General features: G+C 55.4%; 21 protein-coding genes and 1 other annotated feature. Of the genes, 11 read left to right on the forward strand and 10 right to left on the reverse strand.

Going from position 1 to position 22,184, the window contains the following annotated elements:
- Nucleotides 1-19 precede the first annotated feature (19 nt).
- The 6 genes from acnA to topA form a co-directional block, all read right to left on the reverse strand.
- Complete coding sequence (gene acnA / locus G6Q29_RS01725) at nucleotides 20-2,695, reverse strand: aconitate hydratase AcnA (protein ID WP_165464303.1); 2,676 nt, start codon at nucleotides 2,693-2,695, stop codon at nucleotides 20-22.
- Between the two features lie 165 nt (nucleotides 2,696-2,860).
- On the reverse strand, nucleotides 2,861-2,959 hold the full coding sequence (gene ymiC / locus G6Q29_RS21630) for a small membrane protein YmiC (RefSeq protein WP_062938843.1): 99 nt from the start codon (nucleotides 2,957-2,959) through the stop codon (nucleotides 2,861-2,863).
- A 137-nt stretch (nucleotides 2,960-3,096) separates the two neighbouring features.
- Complete coding sequence (locus tag G6Q29_RS01730) at nucleotides 3,097-3,261, reverse strand: hypothetical protein (RefSeq protein WP_165464025.1); 165 nt, start codon at nucleotides 3,259-3,261, stop codon at nucleotides 3,097-3,099.
- 8 nt (nucleotides 3,262-3,269) lie between these two features.
- Nucleotides 3,270-3,410, reverse strand: coding sequence for a YmiA family putative membrane protein (locus G6Q29_RS01735; RefSeq protein WP_213083754.1), 141 nt, complete (start codon nucleotides 3,408-3,410; stop codon nucleotides 3,270-3,272).
- Between the two features lie 336 nt (nucleotides 3,411-3,746).
- Nucleotides 3,747-4,721, reverse strand: a complete 975-nt coding sequence (cysB, locus tag G6Q29_RS01740; protein ID WP_006810844.1) for an HTH-type transcriptional regulator CysB — start codon at nucleotides 4,719-4,721, stop codon at nucleotides 3,747-3,749.
- Between the two features lie 186 nt (nucleotides 4,722-4,907).
- The gene (gene topA, locus G6Q29_RS01745; protein WP_165464304.1) at nucleotides 4,908-7,505 is read right to left on the reverse strand and encodes a type I DNA topoisomerase; all 2,598 of its coding nucleotides are present in this window, start codon (nucleotides 7,503-7,505) and stop codon (nucleotides 4,908-4,910) included.
- Nucleotides 7,506-7,903: 398 nt separating this feature from the next.
- On the opposite strand from topA, the gene G6Q29_RS01750 reads away from it, so the two are divergent.
- The gene (locus G6Q29_RS01750) at nucleotides 7,904-8,155 is read left to right on the forward strand and encodes a YciN family protein (protein ID WP_165464305.1); all 252 of its coding nucleotides are present in this window, start codon (nucleotides 7,904-7,906) and stop codon (nucleotides 8,153-8,155) included.
- A 35-nt stretch (nucleotides 8,156-8,190) separates the two neighbouring features.
- Here the strand turns inward: G6Q29_RS01750 and sohB are convergent, their stop codons facing one another.
- Nucleotides 8,191-9,237 (reverse strand): protease SohB, encoded by a 1,047-nt coding sequence (gene sohB, locus G6Q29_RS01755; protein WP_165464306.1) that lies wholly within the window; start codon nucleotides 9,235-9,237, stop codon nucleotides 8,191-8,193.
- A 252-nt stretch (nucleotides 9,238-9,489) separates the two neighbouring features.
- Between sohB and G6Q29_RS01760 the strand changes: the two genes are divergently transcribed.
- Nucleotides 9,490-10,251, forward strand: coding sequence for a YciK family oxidoreductase (locus G6Q29_RS01760; protein ID WP_017384219.1), 762 nt, complete (start codon nucleotides 9,490-9,492; stop codon nucleotides 10,249-10,251).
- Nucleotides 10,248-10,838, forward strand: coding sequence for a cob(I)yrinic acid a,c-diamide adenosyltransferase (cobO, locus tag G6Q29_RS01765; protein WP_165464307.1), 591 nt, complete (start codon nucleotides 10,248-10,250; stop codon nucleotides 10,836-10,838). Before G6Q29_RS01760 ends, cobO begins: the two co-directional genes overlap by 4 nt.
- A gap of 36 nt (nucleotides 10,839-10,874) precedes the next feature.
- Here the strand turns inward: cobO and rluB are convergent, their stop codons facing one another.
- The 3 genes from rluB to rnm all read right to left on the reverse strand — a co-directional run bounded on the left by rluB (nucleotide 10,875) and on the right by rnm (nucleotide 13,358).
- Nucleotides 10,875-11,750, reverse strand: a complete 876-nt coding sequence (rluB, locus tag G6Q29_RS01770; protein ID WP_003856794.1) for a 23S rRNA pseudouridine(2605) synthase RluB — start codon at nucleotides 11,748-11,750, stop codon at nucleotides 10,875-10,877.
- A 97-nt stretch (nucleotides 11,751-11,847) separates the two neighbouring features.
- A complete protein-coding gene (locus G6Q29_RS01775; protein ID WP_003856793.1) occupies nucleotides 11,848-12,468 on the reverse strand; it encodes an L-threonylcarbamoyladenylate synthase in 621 nt (206 codons plus the stop codon).
- A complete protein-coding gene (gene rnm, locus G6Q29_RS01780) occupies nucleotides 12,465-13,358 on the reverse strand; it encodes an RNase RNM (RefSeq protein ID WP_165464308.1) in 894 nt (297 codons plus the stop codon). Before rnm ends, G6Q29_RS01775 begins: the two co-directional genes overlap by 4 nt.
- A 127-nt stretch (nucleotides 13,359-13,485) precedes the next feature.
- On the opposite strand from rnm, the gene trpL reads away from it, so the two are divergent.
- The 8 genes from trpL to yedF all read left to right on the forward strand — a co-directional run bounded on the left by trpL (nucleotide 13,486) and on the right by yedF (nucleotide 21,773).
- Complete coding sequence (gene trpL, locus G6Q29_RS01785) at nucleotides 13,486-13,530, forward strand: trp operon leader peptide (protein WP_071524153.1); 45 nt, start codon at nucleotides 13,486-13,488, stop codon at nucleotides 13,528-13,530.
- Nucleotides 13,507-13,601, forward strand: a sequence feature (Trp leader region). It overlaps the preceding gene by 24 nt.
- A gap of 23 nt (nucleotides 13,602-13,624) precedes the next feature.
- Entirely contained in the window at nucleotides 13,625-15,187 is a 1,563-nt protein-coding gene (locus tag G6Q29_RS01790; RefSeq protein ID WP_165464309.1) for an anthranilate synthase component 1, read from the forward strand.
- Nucleotides 15,187-16,782: a bifunctional anthranilate synthase glutamate amidotransferase component TrpG/anthranilate phosphoribosyltransferase TrpD gene (trpD, locus tag G6Q29_RS01795; RefSeq protein ID WP_165464310.1), complete on the forward strand. Its 1,596-nt coding sequence runs from the start codon at nucleotides 15,187-15,189 to the stop codon at nucleotides 16,780-16,782. The genes G6Q29_RS01790 and trpD overlap by 1 nt, the downstream gene beginning before the upstream one ends.
- 3 nt (nucleotides 16,783-16,785) lie before the next feature.
- A complete protein-coding gene (trpCF, locus tag G6Q29_RS01800) occupies nucleotides 16,786-18,144 on the forward strand; it encodes a bifunctional indole-3-glycerol-phosphate synthase TrpC/phosphoribosylanthranilate isomerase TrpF (RefSeq protein WP_165464311.1) in 1,359 nt (452 codons plus the stop codon).
- A 10-nt stretch (nucleotides 18,145-18,154) separates the two neighbouring features.
- Nucleotides 18,155-19,348 carry a tryptophan synthase subunit beta gene (gene trpB / locus G6Q29_RS01805; protein WP_165464312.1) on the forward strand — a complete coding sequence of 398 codons (1,194 nt, stop codon included), beginning with the start codon at nucleotides 18,155-18,157 and terminating at the stop codon, nucleotides 19,346-19,348.
- The gene (gene trpA, locus G6Q29_RS01810; protein WP_165464313.1) at nucleotides 19,348-20,157 is read left to right on the forward strand and encodes a tryptophan synthase subunit alpha; all 810 of its coding nucleotides are present in this window, start codon (nucleotides 19,348-19,350) and stop codon (nucleotides 20,155-20,157) included. Before trpB ends, trpA begins: the two co-directional genes overlap by 1 nt.
- Nucleotides 20,158-20,331: 174 nt before the next feature.
- On the forward strand, nucleotides 20,332-21,543 hold the full coding sequence (yedE, locus tag G6Q29_RS01815) for a selenium metabolism membrane protein YedE/FdhT (RefSeq protein WP_165464314.1): 1,212 nt from the start codon (nucleotides 20,332-20,334) through the stop codon (nucleotides 21,541-21,543).
- Complete coding sequence (gene yedF / locus G6Q29_RS01820; protein WP_014170428.1) at nucleotides 21,540-21,773, forward strand: sulfurtransferase-like selenium metabolism protein YedF; 234 nt, start codon at nucleotides 21,540-21,542, stop codon at nucleotides 21,771-21,773. The genes yedE and yedF overlap by 4 nt, the downstream gene beginning before the upstream one ends.
- Nucleotides 21,774-22,184: the final 411 nt, after the last annotated feature.

The raw sequence follows: 22,184 nt of genomic DNA on the forward strand, positions 1-22,184 counted from the left end.
ATGTGCCGGGCGACTTTTATCAGTCCAGCATCTTACGAATCACATAATGCAAAATGCCGTCGTTCTGGTAATAGGTCAGCTCTGTGGCCGTATCTATCCGGCACCGACATTCCAGCATTTCTGTTGTACCATCTGCTCGCGTTAACTTCACTGGCACCGTTTTACCCGGTTGCAGATTTTGCAGGCCGCTGATATCAATCTGCTCTTCTCCGGTCAGTCCAAGCGTTTTACGCGTCACGCCCTGCGGGAACTCCAGCGGCAGGATCCCCATTCCGATCAGGTTTGAACGGTGGATACGTTCAAAGGATTCGGCAATGACCACGCGGACCCCAAGCAGACGCGGGCCTTTCGCCGCCCAGTCGCGGCTGGAGCCGGAACCGTATTCCTTACCGGCAATGACCGCCAACGGCGTCCCCTCCTGCTGATACTTCACGGCGGCATCATAAATCGAAATGACCTCCGTATCCGGCAGGTGGCGCGTCATGCCTCCTTCAACGCCCGGCACCATTTCATTCCGAATGCGGATGTTGGCAAAGGTCCCGCGCATCATCACTTCGTGGTTACCACGGCGCGAACCGTAGGAGTTGAAATCGCGACGTTCAACGCCACGGCTTTGCAGATACCGACCAGCCGGGCTGTCCGCCTTGATACTCCCCGCCGGGGAGATATGGTCGGTAGTGACGGAATCCCCCAGCATCGCCAGGATACGCGCGCCGTGAATATCTTTCAGCGGTGCGGGCTCCGCCAGCATCTCATCGAAAAATGGAGACAGGCGAATATACGTAGAGTCAGCCTGCCAGTCATAGGTATCGGAACCCACCACGTCGATCGCTTTCCATTCCGCTGTACCTTCGAACACTTCCGCATACTCTTTGCGGAACATCTCGGTGGAAACTTTCTCTACCGCGCGCGCAATTTCACGCGATGATGGCCAGATGTCTTTAAGATAAACGGGTTCATTTTTGCGATCGTGACCAATCGGATCGGTCGCCAGGTTGATGTTCATGTTTCCAGCCAGAGCATAGGCTACAACGAGCGGCGGCGAGGCCAGCCAGTTGGTTTTCACCAGTGGATGAATACGCCCTTCAAAGTTTCGGTTACCGGAGAGTACCGCGCCAACGGTCAAATCACCCTGCTTGATCGCCACTTCAATAGGCTCAGGCAGTGGACCAGAGTTACCGATACAGGTTGTACAGCCGTAGCCCACCAGGTTAAAGCCCAGCTCGTCGAGATAAGGCGTGAGTCTGGCCTGCGCTAAATAATCGGAAACCACTTTCGAACCCGGTGCCAGGGAGGCTTTAACCCACGGCTGTGGCTTGAGCCCCAGCTCTACCGCTTTTTTCGCCAGCAGCCCGGCAGCCATTAACACGCTCGGGTTGGACGTGTTGGTACAGGAGGTGATTGCGGCGATCACCACGGCGCCGTCAGGGAGCTGATACTGATGCCCGTTCAGAACGTAGTCCACTGGACGGTGGTCTTTTTGTGCGGCGTTAACCTCCAGCTCATTGCTGGCGGCAAAGGCTTTCGGAACGTTGCTCAGGGCGACGCGGTCCTGCGGACGTTTTGGCCCTGCGAGGCTTGCCTCAACGGTGCCCATATCCAGTTCCAGCGTACTGGTAAATACCGGCTCGTCACCCGGGTTACGCCACATGCCCTGCGCTTTAGTGTAGGCCTCAACGAGTGCCACCTGCTCCTCGCTGCGACCACTGAGGCGCATGTACTCCAGCGTAACGCTATCAATCGGGAAAAAGCCGCAGGTCGCACCGTATTCCGGCGCCATATTGGCAATGGTGGCGCGGTCCGCCAGCGGCAGCGAATCCAGGCCATCGCCATAAAATTCAACGAATTTACCTACCACGCCATGCTTACGCAGCATTTGGGTGACCGTCAGAACCAGATCCGTGGCGGTAATGCCTTCGGATAGCTTACCGGTCAGCTTAAAGCCCACCACATCCGGAATCAGCATTGATACCGGCTGGCCGAGCATGGCCGCTTCCGCTTCGATACCGCCAACGCCCCAGCCCAGTACGCCAAGGCCGTTAATCATAGTCGTGTGTGAATCAGTGCCCACCAGCGTATCGGGGTAAGCCACCCACTCCTTATCCTGCAATTCACTCCAGACGGCTTTGCCGAGATATTCCAGGTTGACCTGGTGACAAATGCCGGTTCCCGGTGGAACCACGCTGAAGCGGCTGAACGCCTGCTGACCCCATTTCAGGAATACGTAGCGTTCATGGTTACGTTCCATCTCCAGACGGACGTTTTCACCGAAGGCATCGTCATCGCCGAAGTGGTCGACGGTGACGGAGTGGTCGATGACGAGGTCTACCGGAGACAGAGGGTTAACCTTAGCGGTATCGCCCCCGAGACGCTTAACGGCTTCACGCATGGCAGCCAAATCCACCACCGCCGGCACGCCGGTAAAATCCTGCATCAACACCCTGGCCGGACGATAGGCAATTTCTCTGTCTGCATGAGCATTCTTCAGCCACCCTGCCAGAGCCTGGATATCCTCCTCGGTAACCGAGTCGCCATCCTGCCAGCGCAAGAGATTTTCCAGTAAGACTTTCAATGACTTGGGTAACCGCGAAATGTCCCCAAGCGTTCTGGCAGCCAGCGGTAAGCTGTAGTAGCGCCAGGTTTTATTTTCCGCCTGTAATGTGTCCTTACTGGCTTCGCGTAGGGTTAACGACATAAGCTCCTCCTTAAAAACAGGGATGTCCTGACAATCATCAGGGCTGTAATTAAAGATAACACAAAGATGTCGTAACGTTTTGATAACAACCCAAATTGATAAATTTAGGAATGGTCCAACGCGAGGGATAAAACAAAAAACCCCGCCGTGGCGAGGTTTTACGATTTAGTGAAAGGCCAGCCAGAGGAGCTGACACCAGAAGAGGATCGACGCTGAGAATACGCCGAGCCACGACCAGTATTTTACGGTTGTCATGTTATTCATCATAGGGACACCAGACTTTAATTATTTAAGGTTGCGAGGTCTGCCCTCGTTCTATATTGCTGATGTGTATTTATTAAAGAGTACAAAAGTGCATAGTCTTTATTCAGACTATTTGCATCATTACGCAAAAATCAAAATTATTGTTTTTTGGGTTCGTCTTCCGCGAACACATCAATAAAGGCCTGCTGCTGCGGCGTCAGTTTCCAGGACGCTGGCACGCTGGTTGCTGGCGCCTTACGGGCTTTGTGAGCATTGTCACGAAGCTGACACATCTCTTTTCCCGCTTCTGTACGCACCGTCATGACCATAATCAACCCCAGTAATTCCAGACAAGAAGAGCAACCACCACCCAGAACAGGGCAGAGCCGAGAAATACCGCGAGCCAGGCTTTACGCTTAAGCGCGGGATCCCTTTGCGGTTCTTCACTTCCTGACGGCATTGCTAACCTCATACAATCGACATCGCTTATCATTTAGAGACCAAACAATTGGCACAAGTAATCATCTGATGAGATAAATCCTAAAGAAACTTTAGCCGAAAAGCCAGTGAATTTACGTAACTGAGCCTGGGAAAATTCAATCTTTTGACCAGAAATAAATAATTGAAAGGAATAATTTGCACACCTGTAAATTAGTTTCTACTTTTGTCGCAAATTTGCGACAGTAAAACCATAGTCATTAAATGGGTTATGACGATATATGACAGTGTGCACAAATGATGATAATTCTAATTAAGGTTTGAAGGGGAATGACGGTATCTTTCCGCACGCGAAAGATACCGGGTGTGGTTATTTGGCGGGAAGTTTAATGTCTTTAAACATCTCTTCTATATCTTCATTAGAGCGTAACGCCACGGCAGTATCCACCACGTCACGCGTCAAATGAGGCGCAAAGCGTTGAATAAAATCATACATATAGCTGCGCAGGAATGTGCTGCGACGAAAACCTATCTTGGTGGTGCTGTGGCTGAAAATATCGTGCGCATCCAGACGCACAAGATCCGGGTCTGATACAGGATCCACCGCCATGCTGGCAATAACCCCTACGCCCAGGCCCAGTCGCACGTACGTTTTTATGACGTCTGCATCTGTCGCTGTGAAGACAATCCGTGGCGTTAATCCGGCGCGGTTAAATGCAGTATCAAGCTCAGATCGACCCGTAAAGCCGAAGGTATAGGTAACCAGCGGATATTGCGCCAGCTCTTCAATTGTCACTTCACCCTTCCCCGCAAGCGGGTGGTCAGGGGTCACGACAATGGAGCGATTCCAGTGGTAGCATGGCAGCATGACCAGATCATCGTAAAGATGAAGGGCTTCGGTCGCGATGGCAAAGTCTGCATTACCTTTAGAGACGGCCTCTGCGATTTGCGTCGGCGAACCCTGGTGCATATGTAGGGAAACGCGGGGATAACGTTCGATGAAACCTTTGATTACTCCGGGAAGAGCATAACGCGCCTGAGTGTGTGTGGTGGCAATATACAGAGAGCCTTTATCCGGCCAGGTATGTTCCCCGGCGACGGATTTAATGGCGTCGACTTTGGAGAGCACTTCCCGTGCGATGCGAATAATTTCCTGTCCTGCCGGCGTGACCTGAGTCAGATGTTTACCGCTTCGGGCAAATATCTGAATACCTAATTCATCCTCCAGCATACGCACCTGCTTACTGATGCCAGGCTGAGAAGTATAAAGGCCTTCTGCGGTGGAAGAGACATTGAGGTTATGATTGACGACCTCAACAATATAGCGAAGCTGCTGTAATTTCATGCCAGACCATCCGATTTAGCGCATGCGTCAATCGCTTAAGACGATTTCATAATAAGAAACGGGTTAACTATAACCACTATATCATTTATAGCCAGGCTGTATAGTGCGGAACAAAAAATAATAACAACGTAATAAAAAAGGGCCGGAAATCCGACCCTTTCAGAGGTAAATTACGATAAATGAAGGTTATTTTTTACCTTCAACCCATTTACCCTCAATAAAAAAGGCTGACCAGCCGGTCGCTTTACCTTCTTTTTCAGCCGCCACGTACTGCTGCTTCGTTTTACGGCTGAAGCGCACCACGGTTTTATTGCCTTCCGGATCCTGCTGTGGCGCATCGGCCAGGTAACGCAGTTTCTCCGGCAGACGGTCGCGGAAGCGGTACAGCTCTTCTACCAGCGGCGCGCGGGTTTCGCGCGATTTCGGGAAGGTATTGGCCGCAAGGAATACCCCGGCAGCGCCGTCACGCAGCACGAAATACGCGTCTGACTTCTCGCACGGCAGCTCAGGAAGCGGGACCGGATCTTCCTTCGGCGGCGCAACTTCACCGTTACGCAGGATCTTACGCGTGTTTTTACAGTCGTCGTTGGTGCATGCCATGTACTTACCGAAGCGTCCCATTTTCAGGTGCATTTCGGAACCACACTTCTCACATTCAACGATCGGACCGTCATAGCCCTTAATGCGGAACTCACCTTCTTCGATCTCATAACCATCGCAGGTCGGGTTATTACCGCAAACGTGCAGTTTGCGTTTTGGATCGATCAGGTAGCTGTCCATCGCCGTGCCGCATTTCTTACAGCGGCGTTTTGCACGCAGTGCGTTGGTCTCCGCATCGTCGCCTTCCAGCACGTTGAGAACTTCGTTCTCCGGCACGAGGTTGATGGTGGTTTTGCAACGCTCTTTCGGCGACAGTGCATAACCTGAGCAACCGAGGAACACGCCCGTGGTCGCGGTACGGATCCCCATTTTACGGCCACAGGTTGGGCAGTCGATGCTGGTCAGCACCATCTGGTTAGGCAGCATGCCGCCCTCTTCAGGATCTTTCTCGGCTTTCTCAAGCTGATTGGTAAAATCGCTGAAGAAGCTGTCGAGAACTTTCTTCCACTCCGCCTTATGGCTGGCAACCTCATCGAGACTGTCTTCCATCTGCGCGGTGAAGTCATAATTCATCAACTCGCGGAAGTTCGCTTCCAGACGGTCGGTGACAATCTCACCCATTTTTTCAGCATAGAAACGACGGTTCTCAACGCGAACGTATCCACGATCCTGAATAGTCGAAATGATTGACGCATAGGTGGACGGGCGACCAATGCCGCGTTTTTCCAGCTCTTTCACCAGCGATGCTTCGCTGAAGCGCGCAGGTGGCTTGGTGAAGTGCTGAGCCGGGACCAGATCGACCAGCGATAGCTCGTCACCTTTGTTGACTGAAGGCAGCGTTCTGTCCTCATCCCCTTTACGTAGCGCAGGCATCACTTTTGTCCAGCCGTCGAAGCGCAGAATACGACCGCGCGCTTTCAGGCGGAAATCACCCGCGCCGACGGTCAGCGTGGTGGAGTCGTATTTCGCTGGCGTCATCTGGCAGGCTACGAACTGGCGCCAGATCAGCTGATAGAGCTTCTGGGCGTCCGCTTCCATATCTTTCAGAGATTCAGCCAGAACGGAAACGTCAGAAGGACGAATCGCTTCGTGCGCTTCCTGAGAATTCTCTTTGCTGGCGTACTGATTAGGACCGTCCGGCAGGTATTTCTTACCGAAGTTGTCCTCGATATAGCCGCGCACCATATTGACCGCGTCCTGGCTCAGGTTAGTGGAGTCAGTACGCATGTAGGTGATGTAACCCGCTTCATACAAGCGCTGTGCCATCATCATGGTTTTCTTCACACCGTAACCCAGACGGGTACTTGCCGCCTGCTGGAGCGTTGACGTGATAAACGGTGCGCCAGGCTTGCTGCTGGTCGGTTTGTCTTCACGATCCAGAACCTGATAGCGTGCTTTTTCCAGCAGCGCCACGGCGGCCATGGTCTGATCGCGATTTTCAGGACGGAAGGGTTTGTCGTTGTGGTGGCTCACCTGCAACGGCAGCGCATCGCCGCCCGGCGTGGTGACATTCGCATCCACTTCCCAGAACTCTTCCGGGACGAACGCTTTGATCTCGCGTTCACGTTCTACAACAAGACGAACAGCAACAGACTGTACACGCCCCGCAGACAGGCCGCGAGCAACCTTTTTCCACAGCAACGGCGAGACCATGTAGCCTACAACGCGGTCCATAAAGCGACGCGCCTGTTGCGCATTAACGCGGTCGATATTCAGTTCACCCGGCTTTTCAAACGCCTGACGAATCGCATTCTTTGTAATTTCGTTGAACACTACACGGCTGTAGCGTTTTTCATCACCCCCGATCACTTCCCGCAGGTGCCAGGCGATGGCCTCCCCTTCGCGGTCAAGGTCGGTTGCGAGATAAATGTGGTCTGCTTTTTCAGCAAGCTGTTTCAGCTCGTTAACGACTTTTTCTTTGCCTGGCAGCACCTCGTAATGTGCATCCCAGTTGTGCCATGGGTTAACACCCATGCGGTTGACAAGCGCGCTACGTTCATCCTTTTTAGGCTTTTTAGCCCCTTTGGTGGAGGTAGAGTCTGCGCTCTTTTTGCTGGCTGAGCCACTGGTCGGCAAATCGCGAATGTGACCAACGCTGGACTTAACCACGTAGTCATTGCCCAGATATTTATTGATCGTTTTGGCTTTTGCCGGGGACTCAACGATGACGAGAGCTTTACCCATATTCACCTTTACCTAATTTAATTCTTCCAGGAATACGCCGCACGTTGATTTCCCTTCCGCTGACGACGAGCCATTGATATTGCGACGCCGTCAGGGGATATCAACCCCTATGTGTTACCGAACGTCAGAATGGCGACATCCAGGTCATTGAGTTTTCGGGTATTTTTCTCACATCAAAGTTCATTCGTGACGAATTCCCGGTCGAATGTCAAGCAATTCTGTTGCCAGAATGACGAAAGCGCACACTGTACCTGATAAAATTCGTTACGCAACTTTATTAGCATGCAAAAGCAAATCCCGCCAGCCAGCCCCTGTTCCTTATCCCCTCGGATAACAGGGAAAATTTGCCCCCGAAGCCCCCCAGGCGTAGACTATTGTCACTGTTTAAGGAGTGGAATATGCATAATACGACCCAACCCATTGACCGAGCTTCACTGCTTATCGAAGCAAACAAACTCATTCGCGACCATGAAGACACCCTGGCGGGGATTGAAGCGACTGGCGTGGAACAACGTAATGGCGTGCTGGTGTTCAGCGGTGAATACTTCCTTGATGAGCAAGGGCTACCTACCCCGAAAAGCACCGCCGTGTTTAACATGTTTAAATACCTGGCGCATACACTCTCAGAGAAGTACCACCTGGTCGATTAAAAGAAAAACGCGAGGCATCTGCCTCGCGTTTTTCTTTACAGCAGCGGCTTTTGTCCACGTTGCAACCAGCGTAGCAGAAGGCGATCCGCGCTTTCTGCCGCACTGTTGGTAAAACGGTCCATGAGGCGCTTACGTCGGGTGAAGCGCACCCCCACCAGCTCACGGCCTTCCATCAGGTTGATCAGCAGGTCGTCGCTGGTACCCACTTCATCCACCAGCCCTTTCTCCTGCGCCTGCGTGCCGTACCAGTGTTCGCCCGTCGCCACCTGTTCAACGTCCAGCGTGGGGCGCATGCGGTGCACGAAATCTTTAAACAGATGGTGAGTTTCGTTCAGATCTTCCCGGAACTTCTGTCGTCCCTCTTCGGTATTTTCGCCGAGCAGCGTCAGCGTACGTTTGTACTGACCCGCCGTATGCAGTTCGATGTCGATCTCTTTATTTTTCAGGAAACGATTGAAGTTAGGGATCTGCGCGACCACCCCAATCGAGCCGATAATGGAGAACGGTGCCGCGACGATTTTGTCCGCCACGCACGCCATCATATAGCCACCACTCGCCGCGACCTTATCTACCGCCACGGTGAGCGGGATCTGTTTGTCCCGCAGACGTTGTAACTGCGAAGCCGCCAGTCCATATCCATGCACTACGCCGCCCGGGCTCTCAAGGCGTACTACCACCTGATCCTGGGCCGTCGCCACGGCGAGCACCGCCGTTACTTCTTCGCGCAGAGAGGAAACCTCATGCGCATCCATGCTTCCTTTAAAATCGAGCACATAGACGCGCGGTTTTGCATCAGCCTGTGGCATGGCGAGCTTAGCTTTCGCCTTCGCGGCCTTGGCGTCCTGCTTGTGTTTTTTCTTCTGGGCTTTTAGCCATAGCTTCTGTTGATGATCGTCAAGCAGCGCCAGAGACATCTCCTCCTGCATCTCTTTATACTGCTCGCTCAGGCGGGTAATGCGTAATTCACCACGCTGACGCTTACGCTGCGTCAGGTTGACAATAAGAACGGCAATCACCGCGATAGCAATAACCACCGTCGCGATTTTGGCCAAAAACAACCCATACTGAGAAAGTAATTCCACGCGTTCCACCTTGATTTAACCACGACTCTTTCACGCCAGTGTACAACAGCCCTGCGCAGGCGTCTCGCTCTGGACATTACCTCTGCGAGGCGGCTTCAGGAATCCCCTGAATGTGGTTTAAATCTTTGCAAATTGTTAATTTCCCAGCGTTCTGTCCTGTAGACTGATTGAATTCTGACGCTGTTTCGGGCATAAAGCCGAAAAGTCATAAATAAAGGTGCAGGTCACGCCCAATGCGCCTGAGGAGCCACCGTGCATTATCAGCCACAAAAAAACCTTCTACAGAACCGCATCATACTGGTTACCGGTGCCAGCGACGGGATTGGTCGCGAAGCGGCGCTGACCTATTCTGAATACGGTGCGAGCCTTATTCTGCTGGGTCGTAATGAAGAAAAGCTCAAGGCCGTCGCCCGTGAAATCGAAAACGCCGGCGGTACCCCCACGCCCTGGTATACGCTCGATCTGCTGACCTGTACGCCCGCGTCATGTCAGGCCCTTGCCCAGCGTATCAGCACGCATTATCCGCGTCTGGACGGCGTACTGCACAACGCGGGGTTACTGGGCGAAGTGCGCCCGATGGATGAACAGGATCCGGAGATTTGGCAGCAGGTGATGCAGGTTAACGTCAACGGCACGTTTTTCCTGACCCAGGCCTTGCTTCCTTTATTACTCAACTCCGATTCCGGCTCGCTGGTATTTACCTCCTCCAGCGTGGGGCGTCAGGGGCGTGCGAACTGGGGGGCTTACGCCGTCTCAAAATTTGCCACTGAAGGAATGATGCAGGTACTGGCCGAAGAGTACCAAAGCCGCCACCTGCGGGTTAACTGTATTAACCCGGGCGGTACGCGCACCAAAATGCGCGCCAGCGCCTTCCCGACAGAAGATCCGCAGAAGCTTAAAACTCCGGCAGATATCATGCCCCTTTACCTGTGGCTGATGGGTGACGACAGCCGTCGCAAAACCGGAATGACCTTCGATGCCCAGCCGGGCCGCAAACCGGGGATATCGCAATGAGTGAAGATCGTCATCAGCAGCGCCAGCAGCGTCTGAAAGAACAGGTGGATGCACGCGTGGCGGCCGCTCAGGACGAGCGAGGGATCCTCATCGTGTTCACCGGTAACGGTAAAGGCAAAACCACCGCCGCATTTGGTACCGCCGCCCGCGCAGTCGGGCATGGTCAGAAAGTGGGCGTGATCCAGTTTATCAAGGGTGAATGGCCCAACGGCGAGCGTAATCTGCTCGAGCCGCATGGCGTTGAGTTTCAGGTAATGGCGACCGGTTTTACCTGGGATACCCAGAACCGGGAAACCGATACCGCAGCCTGCCTCGCCGTCTGGGAGCATGCCAAAAGAATGCTTTCAGACCCGTCGCTGAACATGGTGTTGCTGGATGAGATAACCTATATGGTCGCCTACGACTATCTGCCGCTGGAGGCAGTGCTGGCTGCCCTGAAAAATCGCCCAGCGCATCAGACGGTTATCGTCACGGGACGCGGGTGTCATCGGGATATACTGGCGCTGGCCGATACCGTAAGCGAGCTGCGTCCGGTTAAGCATGCGTTCGATGCGGGTATCAAAGCGCAAATGGGGATTGATTACTGAAGAAAAAAAGCCCGGTATATTCACCGGGCTTTTCGATTAACCGTTGTTATTACGGCTGCCAGAGCGGCGATTGCTGCTAACCTGGCTGTGACGCTTCACCGCACGGCGGATTTGATTCGCCTTCATGCGACGACGATCTTTCTCTACCGCCACTTTCGACGTGGTTTCTGGCGTCAGGCCGACCAGATCGCGCAGGTAGTTGGTTTGCGTCAGATCCAGTTCGGTATAGCCGCCACGTGGCAGACCTTTCGGCAGCAGAATGTCGCCATAGCGGACGCGAATCAAGCGACTCACCTGGACACCGACCGCTTCCCACAGGCGACGCACCTCGCGGTTACGTCCCTCTGTCAGGGTTACGTTGTACCACTGGTTAATGCCTTCACCACCGGTAAACTTGATGGTTTTGAACGCCGCTGGGCCGTCCTCCAGCTGAACGCCACGCGACAGGTCGCGCAGTTTGTTCTCATCAACCTGGCCGAAAACACGAACGGCGTATTCACGTTCCACTTCACGACTAGGGTGCATCAGACGGTTTGCCAGTTCACCATCGGTGGTGAACAGCAGCAGGCCACAGGTATTCACGTCCAGACGCCCTACTGCAATCCAGCGGGCGCCACGCAGTTTTGGCAGACGGTCAAACACCGTCGGGCGGCCTTCCGGATCGTTGCGGGTACACAGTTCGCCTTCCGGCTTGTAGTAAGCCAGTACGCGGCAGATCTGTTCAGCAGACTCTTTCACGGAGATAAGATGGCCGTCAATGCGGATCTTCAGCCCCGGTACGATTTCAACGCGGTCACCGAGCGTGGCGATTTTACCGTCCACACTCACGCGGCCTGCTTCAATAATGGCTTCGATTTCACGGCGCGAACCGTGGCCGGCACGCGCCAGCACTTTCTGTAACTTCTCGCTCATTGAGCTTCCTCAGGTGTCGCCTTCACAGGCGTCGAATCAGGTCAAAAACAGGGCGGCGCCCTGCTTTGATGGCCGCGTAGTATATCTGCTTACACCCTTACAAGAAAGGCTTAACATCGCCCACGCCTTCACGAATCACTTCTGGTGCGTCTTCGGTGAGATCCACCACGGTGGTCGGCTGCTGGCCGAGATAGCCGCCGTGAATAATCAGCTCCACCACTTTCTCCAGACGATCTTTGATCTCTTCCGGGTCAGACTCGGTAAACTCACTGCCCGGCAGCATCAGCGATGTGGAAAGCATCGGTTCGCCGAGGGTTTCCAGCAGCGCCTGGGCAATCGGGTTCGACGGTACGCGCATGCCGATGGTTTTACGTTTTTCCTGCAACAGACGACGCGGCACCTCTTTTGTTCCTTTCAGAATGAAAGTGTAGTTACCCGGCGTGTTGTTCTTAATCAGGCGGAAGGCCACGTTATCAACATAAGCATAGGTCGACAGCTCAGAGAGATCGCGACACATCAGGGTGAAGTTGTGGCCGTCCGGCAGCTGGCGGATGCGACAGATGCGCTCCATCGCCCCTTTGTCCTCGATTTTACAGCCCAGCGCGTAGCCAGAATCGGTTGGGTAGACAATAACGCCGCCTTTGCGGACGATTTCCACGGCCTGATTAATCAGACGTGGCTGGGGGTTATCCGGATGGATATAGAAAAACTGACTCATACTTCCCTCTCTTCAATTTGCTGTGGCTGTTCCCAGAGCTGCCAGACAGGCTCAACGCCGGCGGGTAACCAGAGCTTGCGCCCCAGTTCTATCCACGCGCAGGGCTGATGGAAATCTGAACCCTGTGACCCAAGCAGGCCAAACTGACGGGCGTAGGTCGCAAGCTGCGATCGCTCATTGGGTGCCTGCTGACACTGGGCAACTTCTATCGCCTCACCGCCGCATTCGGCAAAGTGTGCCAGCAGTCTTTTCAGCCATTTAGCAGAAAGATTATACCGCCCCGGATGGGCCAACACGGCCTTACCGCCAGAATGATGAATCACATCAATAGCTTGTTTTATTGTACACCACTGTGGGGGAACGTATCCGGTTTTCCCGCGCGCCAGATACTTTTTAAAGACATTCGCCATGGTCGTCGCCTTACCGGCGTCCACCAGAAAACGGGCGAAATGGCCGCGCGTCACCGCCCCACCGTTCGCCAGCTTTCGCGCGCCTTCCAGCGCCCCGGGAATATGCGCCTTCTCAAGACGTTCACCTATCATCTCCGCGCGTTGATTGCGGCGTGCTTTTTGTTCTTGCAAAAAAGCACGCATGGCCGGATGTTCTGTATCGATGTTCAGGCCAACGATGTGAATTTCGTGATTTTCCCAGACCGTCGAGATCTCAACCCCGGGTATGAGATTTAACGCCAGTCCGCTGCGGGCAATCTCGGCGCGCGCGGCGGGAATGCCGTCGGTTGTGTCGTGATCGGTTATTGCCAGCGTGCCGACACGCATTTCAACGGCGCGATGGACCAGGGCTTCGGGTGTCAGCAGGCCATCTGAAGCCTGCGTATGGCTGTGTAAATCATAAATTACGGCGTAGGTGGTATCGCTCAAAGCACTTCCCATAACAGGTTGGAGACATCCGAAGCCCCTATGATACCGACTAACCGTGAAATACTGAAATCAGGGGTTGACAACACGCCATCGAACTAGTTAACTAGTACGCAAGTTCACACGAGAAAGGTATCTGAAAATGACAGCACATTTCGCTCTGCACGGTTGGTGGCGTACTTCCTGATCTTCGGGCAGTGTCACGCGTCTGCGAAAAGCAAACAGATACCCGGCCCGCTCCCAAGCGGGCTTTTTTTTGAACAGAATATGAGAACAACAACATGCAAACAGCCAAACCCCACCTCGAACTGCTGACCTGCGAGGCGGCCTATCGCCATAACCCCACCGCGCTGTTTCATCAGGTCTGCGGCGCACGTCCCGCGACGCTGCTGCTGGAGTCTGCTGATATCGACAGTAAGGACGATCTCAAAAGCCTGCTGCTGGTTGACAGCGCGCTGCGCATTACGGCGTTAGGTGACACCGTCACTATCAAGGCGTTGTCTGACAATGGCGCGTCACTGCTGCCGCTGCTGGATGCGGCGCTGCCTTCAGGCATTGAAAATGAACGCCACCCGGACCTGCGTATTCTGCATTTTCCGCCGGTGAGCCAGCTGCTGGATGAGGATGCCCGCCTCTGCTCGCTGTCCGTTTTCGACGCCTTCCGCCTGCTGCAAAATCTGGTCACCGTGCCAGAAGATGAGCGTGAAGCGATGTTCTTCGGCGGGCTGTTTGCATATGACCTGGTCGCTGGCTTTGAAGATTTGCCGGAAACCGAGCAGGGTAACCGCTGCCCGGATTACTGCTTCTATCTGGCCGAGACCCTGCTGGTGATCGACCATCAGAAAAAATACACCCGCATCCAGGCCAGCCTGTTCACGCCGTCTGTGTCTGAGAAAAATCGCCTCGCGCAGCGCATCGCCCAACTGCAACAGCAGATGTCGGAAGCACCGCCCGCGCTCCCGGTGCAGCGTGTTGAAAAGATGACCTGCGAGGTGAGTCAGACCGACGACCAGTACGGCGCGGTGGTGCGTCAGATGCAGAAAGCGATTCGTGCCGGGGAGATTTTCCAGGTAGTGCCGTCCCGTCGCTTCTCACTGCCCTGCCCGTCGCCGCTGGCGGCTTACGATGTGCTGAAAAAGAGTAACCCAAGCCCGTACATGTTCTTTATGCAGGACAATGATTTCACCCTGTTTGGCGCGTCGCCGGAAAGCTCCCTCAAGTACGACGCCACCAGCCGCCAGATTGAGATCTACCCGATAGCGGGAACCCGTCCACGCGGCCGTCGTGCCGATGGCTCCCTGGACCGCGATCTCGACAGCCGCATCGAACTGGAAATGCGTACCGACCATAAAGAGCTCTCCGAACACCTGATGCTGGTTGACCTGGCGCGTAACGATCTGGCACGCATTTGCACACCAGGCAGCCGCTACGTGGCGGACCTGACCAAAGTCGACCGCTACTCCTTCGTCATGCACCTGGTCTCCCGCGTGGTGGGTGAACTGCGCCACGACCTCGACGTTCTGCACGCCTACCGCGCCTGCATGAACATGGGCACCCTCAGCGGCGCGCCGAAAGTGCGCGCCATGCAGCTGATCGCCGAAGCGGAAGGACGCCGTCGCGGCAGCTACGGTGGTGCCGTGGGCTATTTCACCGCTCACGGTGACCTCGATACGTGCATCGTGATCCGCTCCGCCTACGTTGAGGACGGCATTGCTACCGTCCAGGCCGGAGCCGGAATTGTGCTTGATTCTGTTCCGCAGTCGGAAGCTGACGAAACCCGCAGTAAAGCGCGCGCGGTACTGCGTGCCATTGCTACCGCACACCATGCACAGGAGATTTTCTGATGGCTGACATTCTGCTGCTCGATAATATCGACTCCTTTACCTATAACCTGGCAGATCAGCTGCGTGCGAATGGCCATAACGTCGTTATCTATCGCAACCACGTTCCGGCCCAGACCCTGATTGACCGTCTGGCAACCATGCAAAACCCGGTGCTGATGCTCTCCCCGGGTCCGGGCGCACCGAGCGAAGCGGGCTGTATGCCAGAACTGCTGACACGCATGCGCGGTAAGCTGCCGATTATCGGCATCTGCCTCGGCCACCAGGCGATTGTCGAAGCCTACGGCGGTTACGTGGGCCAGGCGGGCGAAATCCTGCACGGAAAAGCGTCCAGCATTGAACATGACGGTCAGGCAATGTTTGCCGGGCTGCCGAACCCGCTTCCGGTAGCCCGTTACCACTCGCTGGTCGGCAGCAACATTCCGGCCGGGCTGACCATTAACGCCTCGTTTGAAGGGATGGTAATGGCGGTGCGTCACGATGCGGACCGCGTCTGCGGGATGCAGTTCCACCCGGAATCTATTTTGACCTCCAACGGCGCGCGCCTGCTGGAGCAAACGCTCGACTGGGCGCTGCAAAAACTGGAGCAGACCAATACCCTGCAACCCATTCTGGAAAAACTGTATCAGGCGCAGACCCTGAGCCAGCAGGAGAGCCACCAGCTGTTCTCCGCCGTTGTGCGAGGCGAGCTTAAGCCTGAACAGCTGGCCGCGGCGCTGGTCAGCATGAAGGTGCGCGGCGAAAGCCCGCAGGAGATCGCCGGTGCCGCCACGGCCCTGCTGGAAAATGCCGCCCCGTTCCCGCGCCCGGACTATCCGTTTGCCGATATCGTGGGAACCGGCGGTGACGGCAGCAACAGTATTAATATTTCGACTGCCAGCGCCTTTGTGGCGGCAGCATGCGGGATGAAGGTGGCTAAACACGGCAACCGCAGCGTGTCCAGCCGTTCCGGATCCTCCGACCTGCTGGCGGCTTTCGGTATTAACCTGGACATGAACGCCGAGCGTTCCCGCGAAGCGCTGGACGACCTGGGCGTCTGCTTCCTGTTTGCACCGAAGTATCACACCGGTTTCCGCCACGCGATGCCGGTTCGCCAGCAGCTTAAAACCCGCACGCTGTTTAACGTGCTCGGTCCACTCATTAACCCGGCGCACCCGCCGCTGGCGCTGATTGGCGTTTACAGCCCGGAGCTGGTCCTGCCGATTGCCGAGACGCTGCGCGTCCTCGGTTACCAACGTGCCGCCGTGGTACACAGCGGCGGTATGGATGAGGTTTCTCTTCACGCGCCGACGCTTGTGGCCGAGCTGAACAACGGTGAAGTACTTAGCTATCAGCTAGAGGCGTCTGATTTCGGTTTAACGCCATACCATCAGGACGCCCTGGCGGGCGGCACCCCGGAAGAAAACCGTGACATTCTCACGCGCTTACTACAAGGTAAAGGTGAGGCCGCGCATGAGGCCGCCGTGGCAGCCAACGTCGCCATGCTGATGCGTTTGCACGGTGAGGAAGACCTGAAGGCTAACGCCCAAAAAGTTCTGGATGTACTGCGCTCCGGTGCAGCTTACGATCGCGTTACCGCACTTGCGGCAAGAGGGTAAATAATGCAGACCGTTTTAGCGAAAATCGTCGCCGATAAGGCCATCTGGGTGGAAGCCCGCAAGCAACAGCAGCCGCTTGCCAGTTTCCAGAATGACGTCGTTCCGAGCAGCCGTCGTTTTTATGATGCCCTCCAGGGCGCGCGTACCGCGTTTATTATGGAGTGTAAAAAAGCGTCTCCGTCCAAAGGCGTGATCCGCGACGATTTCGACCCGGCGCGTATTGCCGGTATTTATAAGCATCATGCGTCTGTCATTTCTGTGCTGACGGATGAGAAATATTTCCAGGGCAGCTTCGATTTTCTGCCCGTGGTCAGCGGCATCGCGCCGCAGCCGATTCTGTGCAAAGACTTTATTATTGACCCGTATCAGATCTGGCTGGCGCGCTTTTATCAGGCCGATGCCTGCCTGCTGATGCTCTCTGTACTCGACGACGAACAGTATCGCCAGCTGTCTGCCGTGGCGCACAGCCTGAACATGGGCGTGCTGACCGAGGTGAGCAACGAAGAGGAGCTGGAGCGCGCCATCGCGCTGGAAGCCAAAGTGGTCGGTATTAACAACCGCGACCTGCGCGATCTGTCGATTGACCTCAACCGTACGCGCCAGCTGGCGCCGCGCCTGGGCGCGGGCGTCACGGTGATCAGCGAATCCGGGATTAACAGCTACGCTCAGGTGCGCGAACTCAGCCATTTTGCCAACGGTTTCCTGATCGGCTCCGCGATGATGGAACACGACGATCTTAACGCGGCCGTGCGCCGCGTGCTGTTGGGTGAGAACAAAGTCTGCGGCCTGACCAGTGAACAGGATGCGCAGGCCGCATATGAAGCGGGCGCGATCTATGGTGGTCTGATCTTTGTTGAGTCCTCTCCTCGCGCCGTTAATGAGGAACAGGCGCGCAAGGTGATGGCGGCTGCGCCTCTGAGCTACGTGGGCGTGTTCCGCAATGCGGATATTAACGACGTTGCGGCAAAAGCGGACGCGTTATCCCTGAGCGCGGTCCAGCTGCACGGCGATGAAGATCGGGCGTACATCGATGCGCTGCGACATGTTTTGGCGCCTAAGATTCAGATCTGGAAAGCGCAAAGCGTGGGCGCCACCCTGCCCGCGCGTAACCTGAAGCATGTTGATAAATACGTGCTCGACAACGGCCAGGGCGGCACGGGGCAGCGTTTCGACTGGTCACTGCTAAATGGCGAAAAGCTGGACAACGTCCTGCTGGCGGGTGGATTAAGCCCGGATAACTGCGTGGAAGCCGCCAAAACGGGCTGCGCAGGCCTCGATTTCAATTCAGGCGTAGAGTCACAACCGGGTATTAAAGATGCCAGCAAGCTGGCCTCGGTGTTTAAAACTCTGCGTGCATATTAAGGAAGAGAAGATGACGACATTACTTAACCCGTATTTTGGTGAGTTCGGTGGGATGTACGTCCCGCAAATCCTGATGCCCGCGCTGCGCCAGCTGGAAGAGGCGTTCGTGAGCGCACAGAAAGATCCGGCATTTCAGGCGGAATTTACCGACCTGCTGAAAAACTATGCGGGCCGTCCAACAGCGCTGACGAAATGTCGCAACCTGACCGAAGGCACTAAAACGACGCTGTATCTCAAGCGTGAGGATCTGCTGCACGGTGGCGCGCACAAGACTAACCAGGTGCTTGGCCAGGCGCTGCTCGCGAAGCGGATGGGTAAAACCGAAATCATCGCCGAAACCGGTGCGGGGCAGCACGGTGTGGCCTCAGCCCTCGCCAGCGCCCTGCTCGGCCTGAAATGCCGCATTTACATGGGGGCGAAGGACGTTGAGCGCCAGTCGCCGAACGTGTTCCGCATGCGTCTGATGGGAGCGGAGGTGATCCCGGTGCACAGCGGCTCCGCCACGCTGAAAGATGCCTGTAACGAAGCGCTGCGCGACTGGTCTGGCAGCTACGAAACCGCCCACTACATGCTCGGTACCGCGGCGGGCCCGCACCCGTTCCCAACCATCGTGCGTGAATTCCAGCGCATGATCGGTGAAGAGACCAAAGCGCAGATCCTCGAAAAAGAGGGGCGCCTGCCGGATGCGGTGATCGCCTGCGTTGGCGGCGGATCTAACGCCATCGGCATGTTTGCCGATTTTGTCGACGAAACCAGCGTTGGGCTGATTGGCGTTGAGCCCGCCGGGCACGGCATCGAAACGGGCGAGCATGGTGCGCCGCTGAAGCATGGTCGCGTTGGGATCTACTTCGGCATGAAGGCCCCGATGATGCAGACCGATGAAGGGCAGATTGAGGAGTCTTACTCAATCTCTGCCGGGCTGGATTTCCCGTCCGTAGGGCCGCAGCACGCGTTCCTCAACAGCACCGGCCGCGCGGATTATGTCTCCATCACCGATGACGAAGCGCTGGAGGCCTTCAAAACGCTGTGCCGCAATGAAGGGATCATCCCGGCCCTGGAGTCTTCCCACGCGCTGGCGCACGCGCTGAAAATGATGAAGGAAAACCCGGAAAAAGAACAGCTGCTGGTGGTAAACCTTTCCGGTCGCGGTGACAAAGATATCTTCACCGTTCACGATATTCTGAAAGCACGAGGGGAAATCTGATGGAACGCTACGACAACGCATTTGCACAACTGAAAGCTCGCCAGGAAGGCGCGTTCGTTCCCTTCGTGACGCTGGGCGACCCCGGCCCTGAGATGTCTCTGAAGATTATCGACACACTGATTGATGCCGGTGCCGACGCGCTGGAGTTGGGTATTCCGTTCTCCGATCCGCTGGCGGATGGCCCGACTATCCAGAACGCCACCCTGCGTGCGTTTGCCGCAGGGGTGACCCCAACGCAGTGCTTCGAGATGCTGGCGGCGATCCGTCAGAAGCACCCGACCATTCCGATCGGCCTGCTGATGTACGCCAACCTGGTGTTCAGCCGCGGTATTGATGCGTTTTACGAAGCGTGCGCCCGCGTGGGCGTTGACTCCGTGCTGGTGGCAGACGTACCGGTTGAAGAGTCTGCGCCGTTCCGTCAGGCGGCGATGCGCCACAATGTCGCGCCGATTTTCATCTGTCCACCGAATGCCGATGACGATCTGCTGCGTCAGATTGCCTCTTACGGACGGGGTTATACTTACCTGCTCTCCCGTGCGGGCGTCACCGGTGCGGAAAACAAAGCCGCGCTGCCGCTGCATCACCTGGTAGAAAAGCTGGCAGAATACCATGCTGCACCGCCGCTTCAGGGCTTTGGCATTTCCTCACCGGATCAGGTTACTGCGGCGATTGACGCGAAAGCCGCCGGGGCCATTTCCGGTTCGGCTATCGTGAAAATCATCGAGAAGAACGTGGATAAGCCAGAGCAGATGCTGGGTGAGTTACACGCATTCGTCACATCCATGAAAGCGGCCACGCGCAAGGCGTAACCGTTAACACCGTCTGGCCCCGGTGTCAGGCGGTTTTCCCTTCTCTTTTCCTGAAAGAAGCAGGTCAAAATTGATCCTGTCGATATTTTCGGTGTGAATGACTTCCCAAACTTTTGCGTAAGCGTATGATCTGGGCTCTTTTTAGCGTTATCCTTCTGAGTTCAGAGGTTATTCATGTCATGGCATTCCTTCAAACAGACTTACCTGGTTAAGTTCTGGTCACCTGTTCCAGCCGTTATCGCGGCAGGCATTCTCTCTACTTATTATTTCGGTATTACCGGCACCTTCTGGGCTGTGACGGGCGAGTTTACCCGCTGGGGTGGGCAGCTATTACAGCTGGCAGGCGTCCATGCCGAAGAGTGGGGCTACTTCAAGCTGATCCATCTCGAGGGTACACCGCTGACCCGCATCGACGGGATGATGATCATTGGCATGTTCGGCGGCTGTTTTGCGGCCGCGCTGTGGGCCAACAACGTTAAGCTGCGCATGCCGAAAAGCCGCATCCGCATTATGCAAGCCGTGGTCGGCGGCATAATTGCCGGGTTTGGCGCCCGCCTGGCGATGGGCTGTAATCTGGCCGCGTTCTTTACCGGCATTCCGCAGTTCTCGCTGCATGCCTGGTTCTTTGCCGTCGCCACCGCCATCGGCTCCTGTTTCGGTGCTAAATTCACCCTGCTGCCGCTGTTCCGCATTCCGGTGAAAATGACGAAAGTTAGCGCTGCCTCTCCGTTAACGCAAAAGCCCGATCAGGCGCGTCGTCGCTTCCGCCTCGGTATGCTGGTCTTTTTTGCTATGGTTGCCTGGGCGATTTGCACAGCGATGAACCAGCCTAAACTCGGCCTGGCCATGCTGTTCGGCGTCGGTTTTGGCCTGCTAATTGAACGCGCGCAGATTTGCTTCACCTCCGCGTTTCGCGATTTGTGGATCACCGGACGCGCCATGATGGCGAAAGCCATTATTATTGGGATGGCCGTGAGCGCGATCGGCATCTTCAGCTATGTTCAGCTCGGCGTGGAACCCAAAATCATGTGGGCCGGTCCCAATGCGATCATTGGCGGGCTGCTGTTTGGTTTTGGCATTGTGCTGGCGGGCGGGTGTGAAACCGGCTGGATGTATCGCGCCGTGGAAGGTCAGGTGCATTACTGGTGGGTCGGTCTGGGTAACGTGATTGGTTCTACCCTTCTGGCATACTACTGGGATGACGTCTCTCCGGTGCTGGCAACAAACTGGGACAAGGTCAACCTGCTGAATACTTTTGGTCCTCTCGGAGGGCTCATGGTGACCTACGCCCTGCTGCTTATCGCCTTCTTACTGGTAGTTGCGCAAGAGAAGCGCTTCTTCCGGCGTGCCGCCGTCAAAACAGAAACTCAGGAGAATGCCGCATGAAAGAGATCGTGCCTGACTATCGTCTCGATATGGTAGGTGAACCCTGCCCTTACCCGGCCGTCGCCACGCTTGAGGCGCTACCGCAGCTCAGGAAAGGTGAAATTCTGGAGGTGGTAAGTGATTGTCCGCAATCCATCAATAATATCCCGCTTGATGCCAAAAATCACGGCTATACCGTGCTGGATATCCAGCAGGACGGACCGACTATTCGGTATTTGATTCAGAAGTGACGCTCGGGTACAAAAAAGGCCTCTACGGGAGGCCTTGTATTAACTTGCTGGCTTTAGCCACCGCCGCCTTTTAAGTTTAGGGAGGCATGAATGGGTGGTGAGGCGAGTTCCGCAAACTGAACAGACCGCACCATGAGGTTGGCTGTGTGTCGGGCTAAACGTGGTGAAATGAAATTGTTTGCCGGCACATACCGGGCACTCAAATTTGATGTTGGGGATATCCCCTCCAGCCAGATGTATGGAAGCACCACCATACAGCAATTAACGTGCTTTGCGGGATATATCGTCTCCCGTGAAATATCGGCCGAGGTATGTTTAATATATATGCTATTGAAAACTAACTCTTATTGATCCACAGCAACGGGTTGAGTTTTTACTTAAGTAAAATCCAGGTCTGGTTAGAATACGGCT

The sequence above is a fragment of the Enterobacter cloacae genome (genome assembly GCF_011078175.1).
In the GTDB taxonomy this organism is placed as follows: Bacteria; Pseudomonadota; Gammaproteobacteria; order Enterobacterales; family Enterobacteriaceae; genus Enterobacter; species Enterobacter cloacae_Q.

What these genes read in the sequence shown, in the direction of transcription:
- acnA (WP_165464303.1), bottom strand. Translation starts at nt 2,695, where the DNA reads ATGTCGTTAACCCTACGCGAAGCCAGTAAGGACACATTACAGGCGGAA.
- ymiC (WP_062938843.1), bottom strand. Translation starts at nt 2,959, where the DNA reads ATGAATAACATGACAACCGTAAAATACTGGTCGTGGCTCGGCGTATTC.
- G6Q29_RS01730 (WP_165464025.1), bottom strand. Translation starts at nt 3,261, where the DNA reads ATGACGGTGCGTACAGAAGCGGGAAAAGAGATGTGTCAGCTTCGTGAC.
- G6Q29_RS01735 (WP_213083754.1), bottom strand. Translation starts at nt 3,410, where the DNA reads ATGAGGTTAGCAATGCCGTCAGGAAGTGAAGAACCGCAAAGGGATCCC.
- cysB (WP_006810844.1), bottom strand. Translation starts at nt 4,721, where the DNA reads ATGAAATTACAGCAGCTTCGCTATATTGTTGAGGTCGTCAATCATAAC.
- topA (WP_165464304.1), bottom strand. Translation starts at nt 7,505, where the DNA reads ATGGGTAAAGCTCTCGTCATCGTTGAGTCCCCGGCAAAAGCCAAAACG.
- G6Q29_RS01750 (WP_165464305.1), top strand. Translation starts at nt 7,904, where the DNA reads ATGCATAATACGACCCAACCCATTGACCGAGCTTCACTGCTTATCGAA.
- cobO (WP_165464307.1), top strand. Translation starts at nt 10,248, where the DNA reads ATGAGTGAAGATCGTCATCAGCAGCGCCAGCAGCGTCTGAAAGAACAG.
- rluB (WP_003856794.1), bottom strand. Translation starts at nt 11,750, where the DNA reads ATGAGCGAGAAGTTACAGAAAGTGCTGGCGCGTGCCGGCCACGGTTCG.
- G6Q29_RS01775 (WP_003856793.1), bottom strand. Translation starts at nt 12,468, where the DNA reads ATGAGTCAGTTTTTCTATATCCATCCGGATAACCCCCAGCCACGTCTG.
- rnm (WP_165464308.1), bottom strand. Translation starts at nt 13,358, where the DNA reads ATGGGAAGTGCTTTGAGCGATACCACCTACGCCGTAATTTATGATTTA.
- G6Q29_RS01790 (WP_165464309.1), top strand. Translation starts at nt 13,625, where the DNA reads ATGCAAACAGCCAAACCCCACCTCGAACTGCTGACCTGCGAGGCGGCC.
- trpD (WP_165464310.1), top strand. Translation starts at nt 15,187, where the DNA reads ATGGCTGACATTCTGCTGCTCGATAATATCGACTCCTTTACCTATAAC.
- trpCF (WP_165464311.1), top strand. Translation starts at nt 16,786, where the DNA reads ATGCAGACCGTTTTAGCGAAAATCGTCGCCGATAAGGCCATCTGGGTG.
- trpB (WP_165464312.1), top strand. Translation starts at nt 18,155, where the DNA reads ATGACGACATTACTTAACCCGTATTTTGGTGAGTTCGGTGGGATGTAC.
- trpA (WP_165464313.1), top strand. Translation starts at nt 19,348, where the DNA reads ATGGAACGCTACGACAACGCATTTGCACAACTGAAAGCTCGCCAGGAA.
- yedE (WP_165464314.1), top strand. Translation starts at nt 20,332, where the DNA reads ATGTCATGGCATTCCTTCAAACAGACTTACCTGGTTAAGTTCTGGTCA.
- yedF (WP_014170428.1), top strand. Translation starts at nt 21,540, where the DNA reads ATGAAAGAGATCGTGCCTGACTATCGTCTCGATATGGTAGGTGAACCC.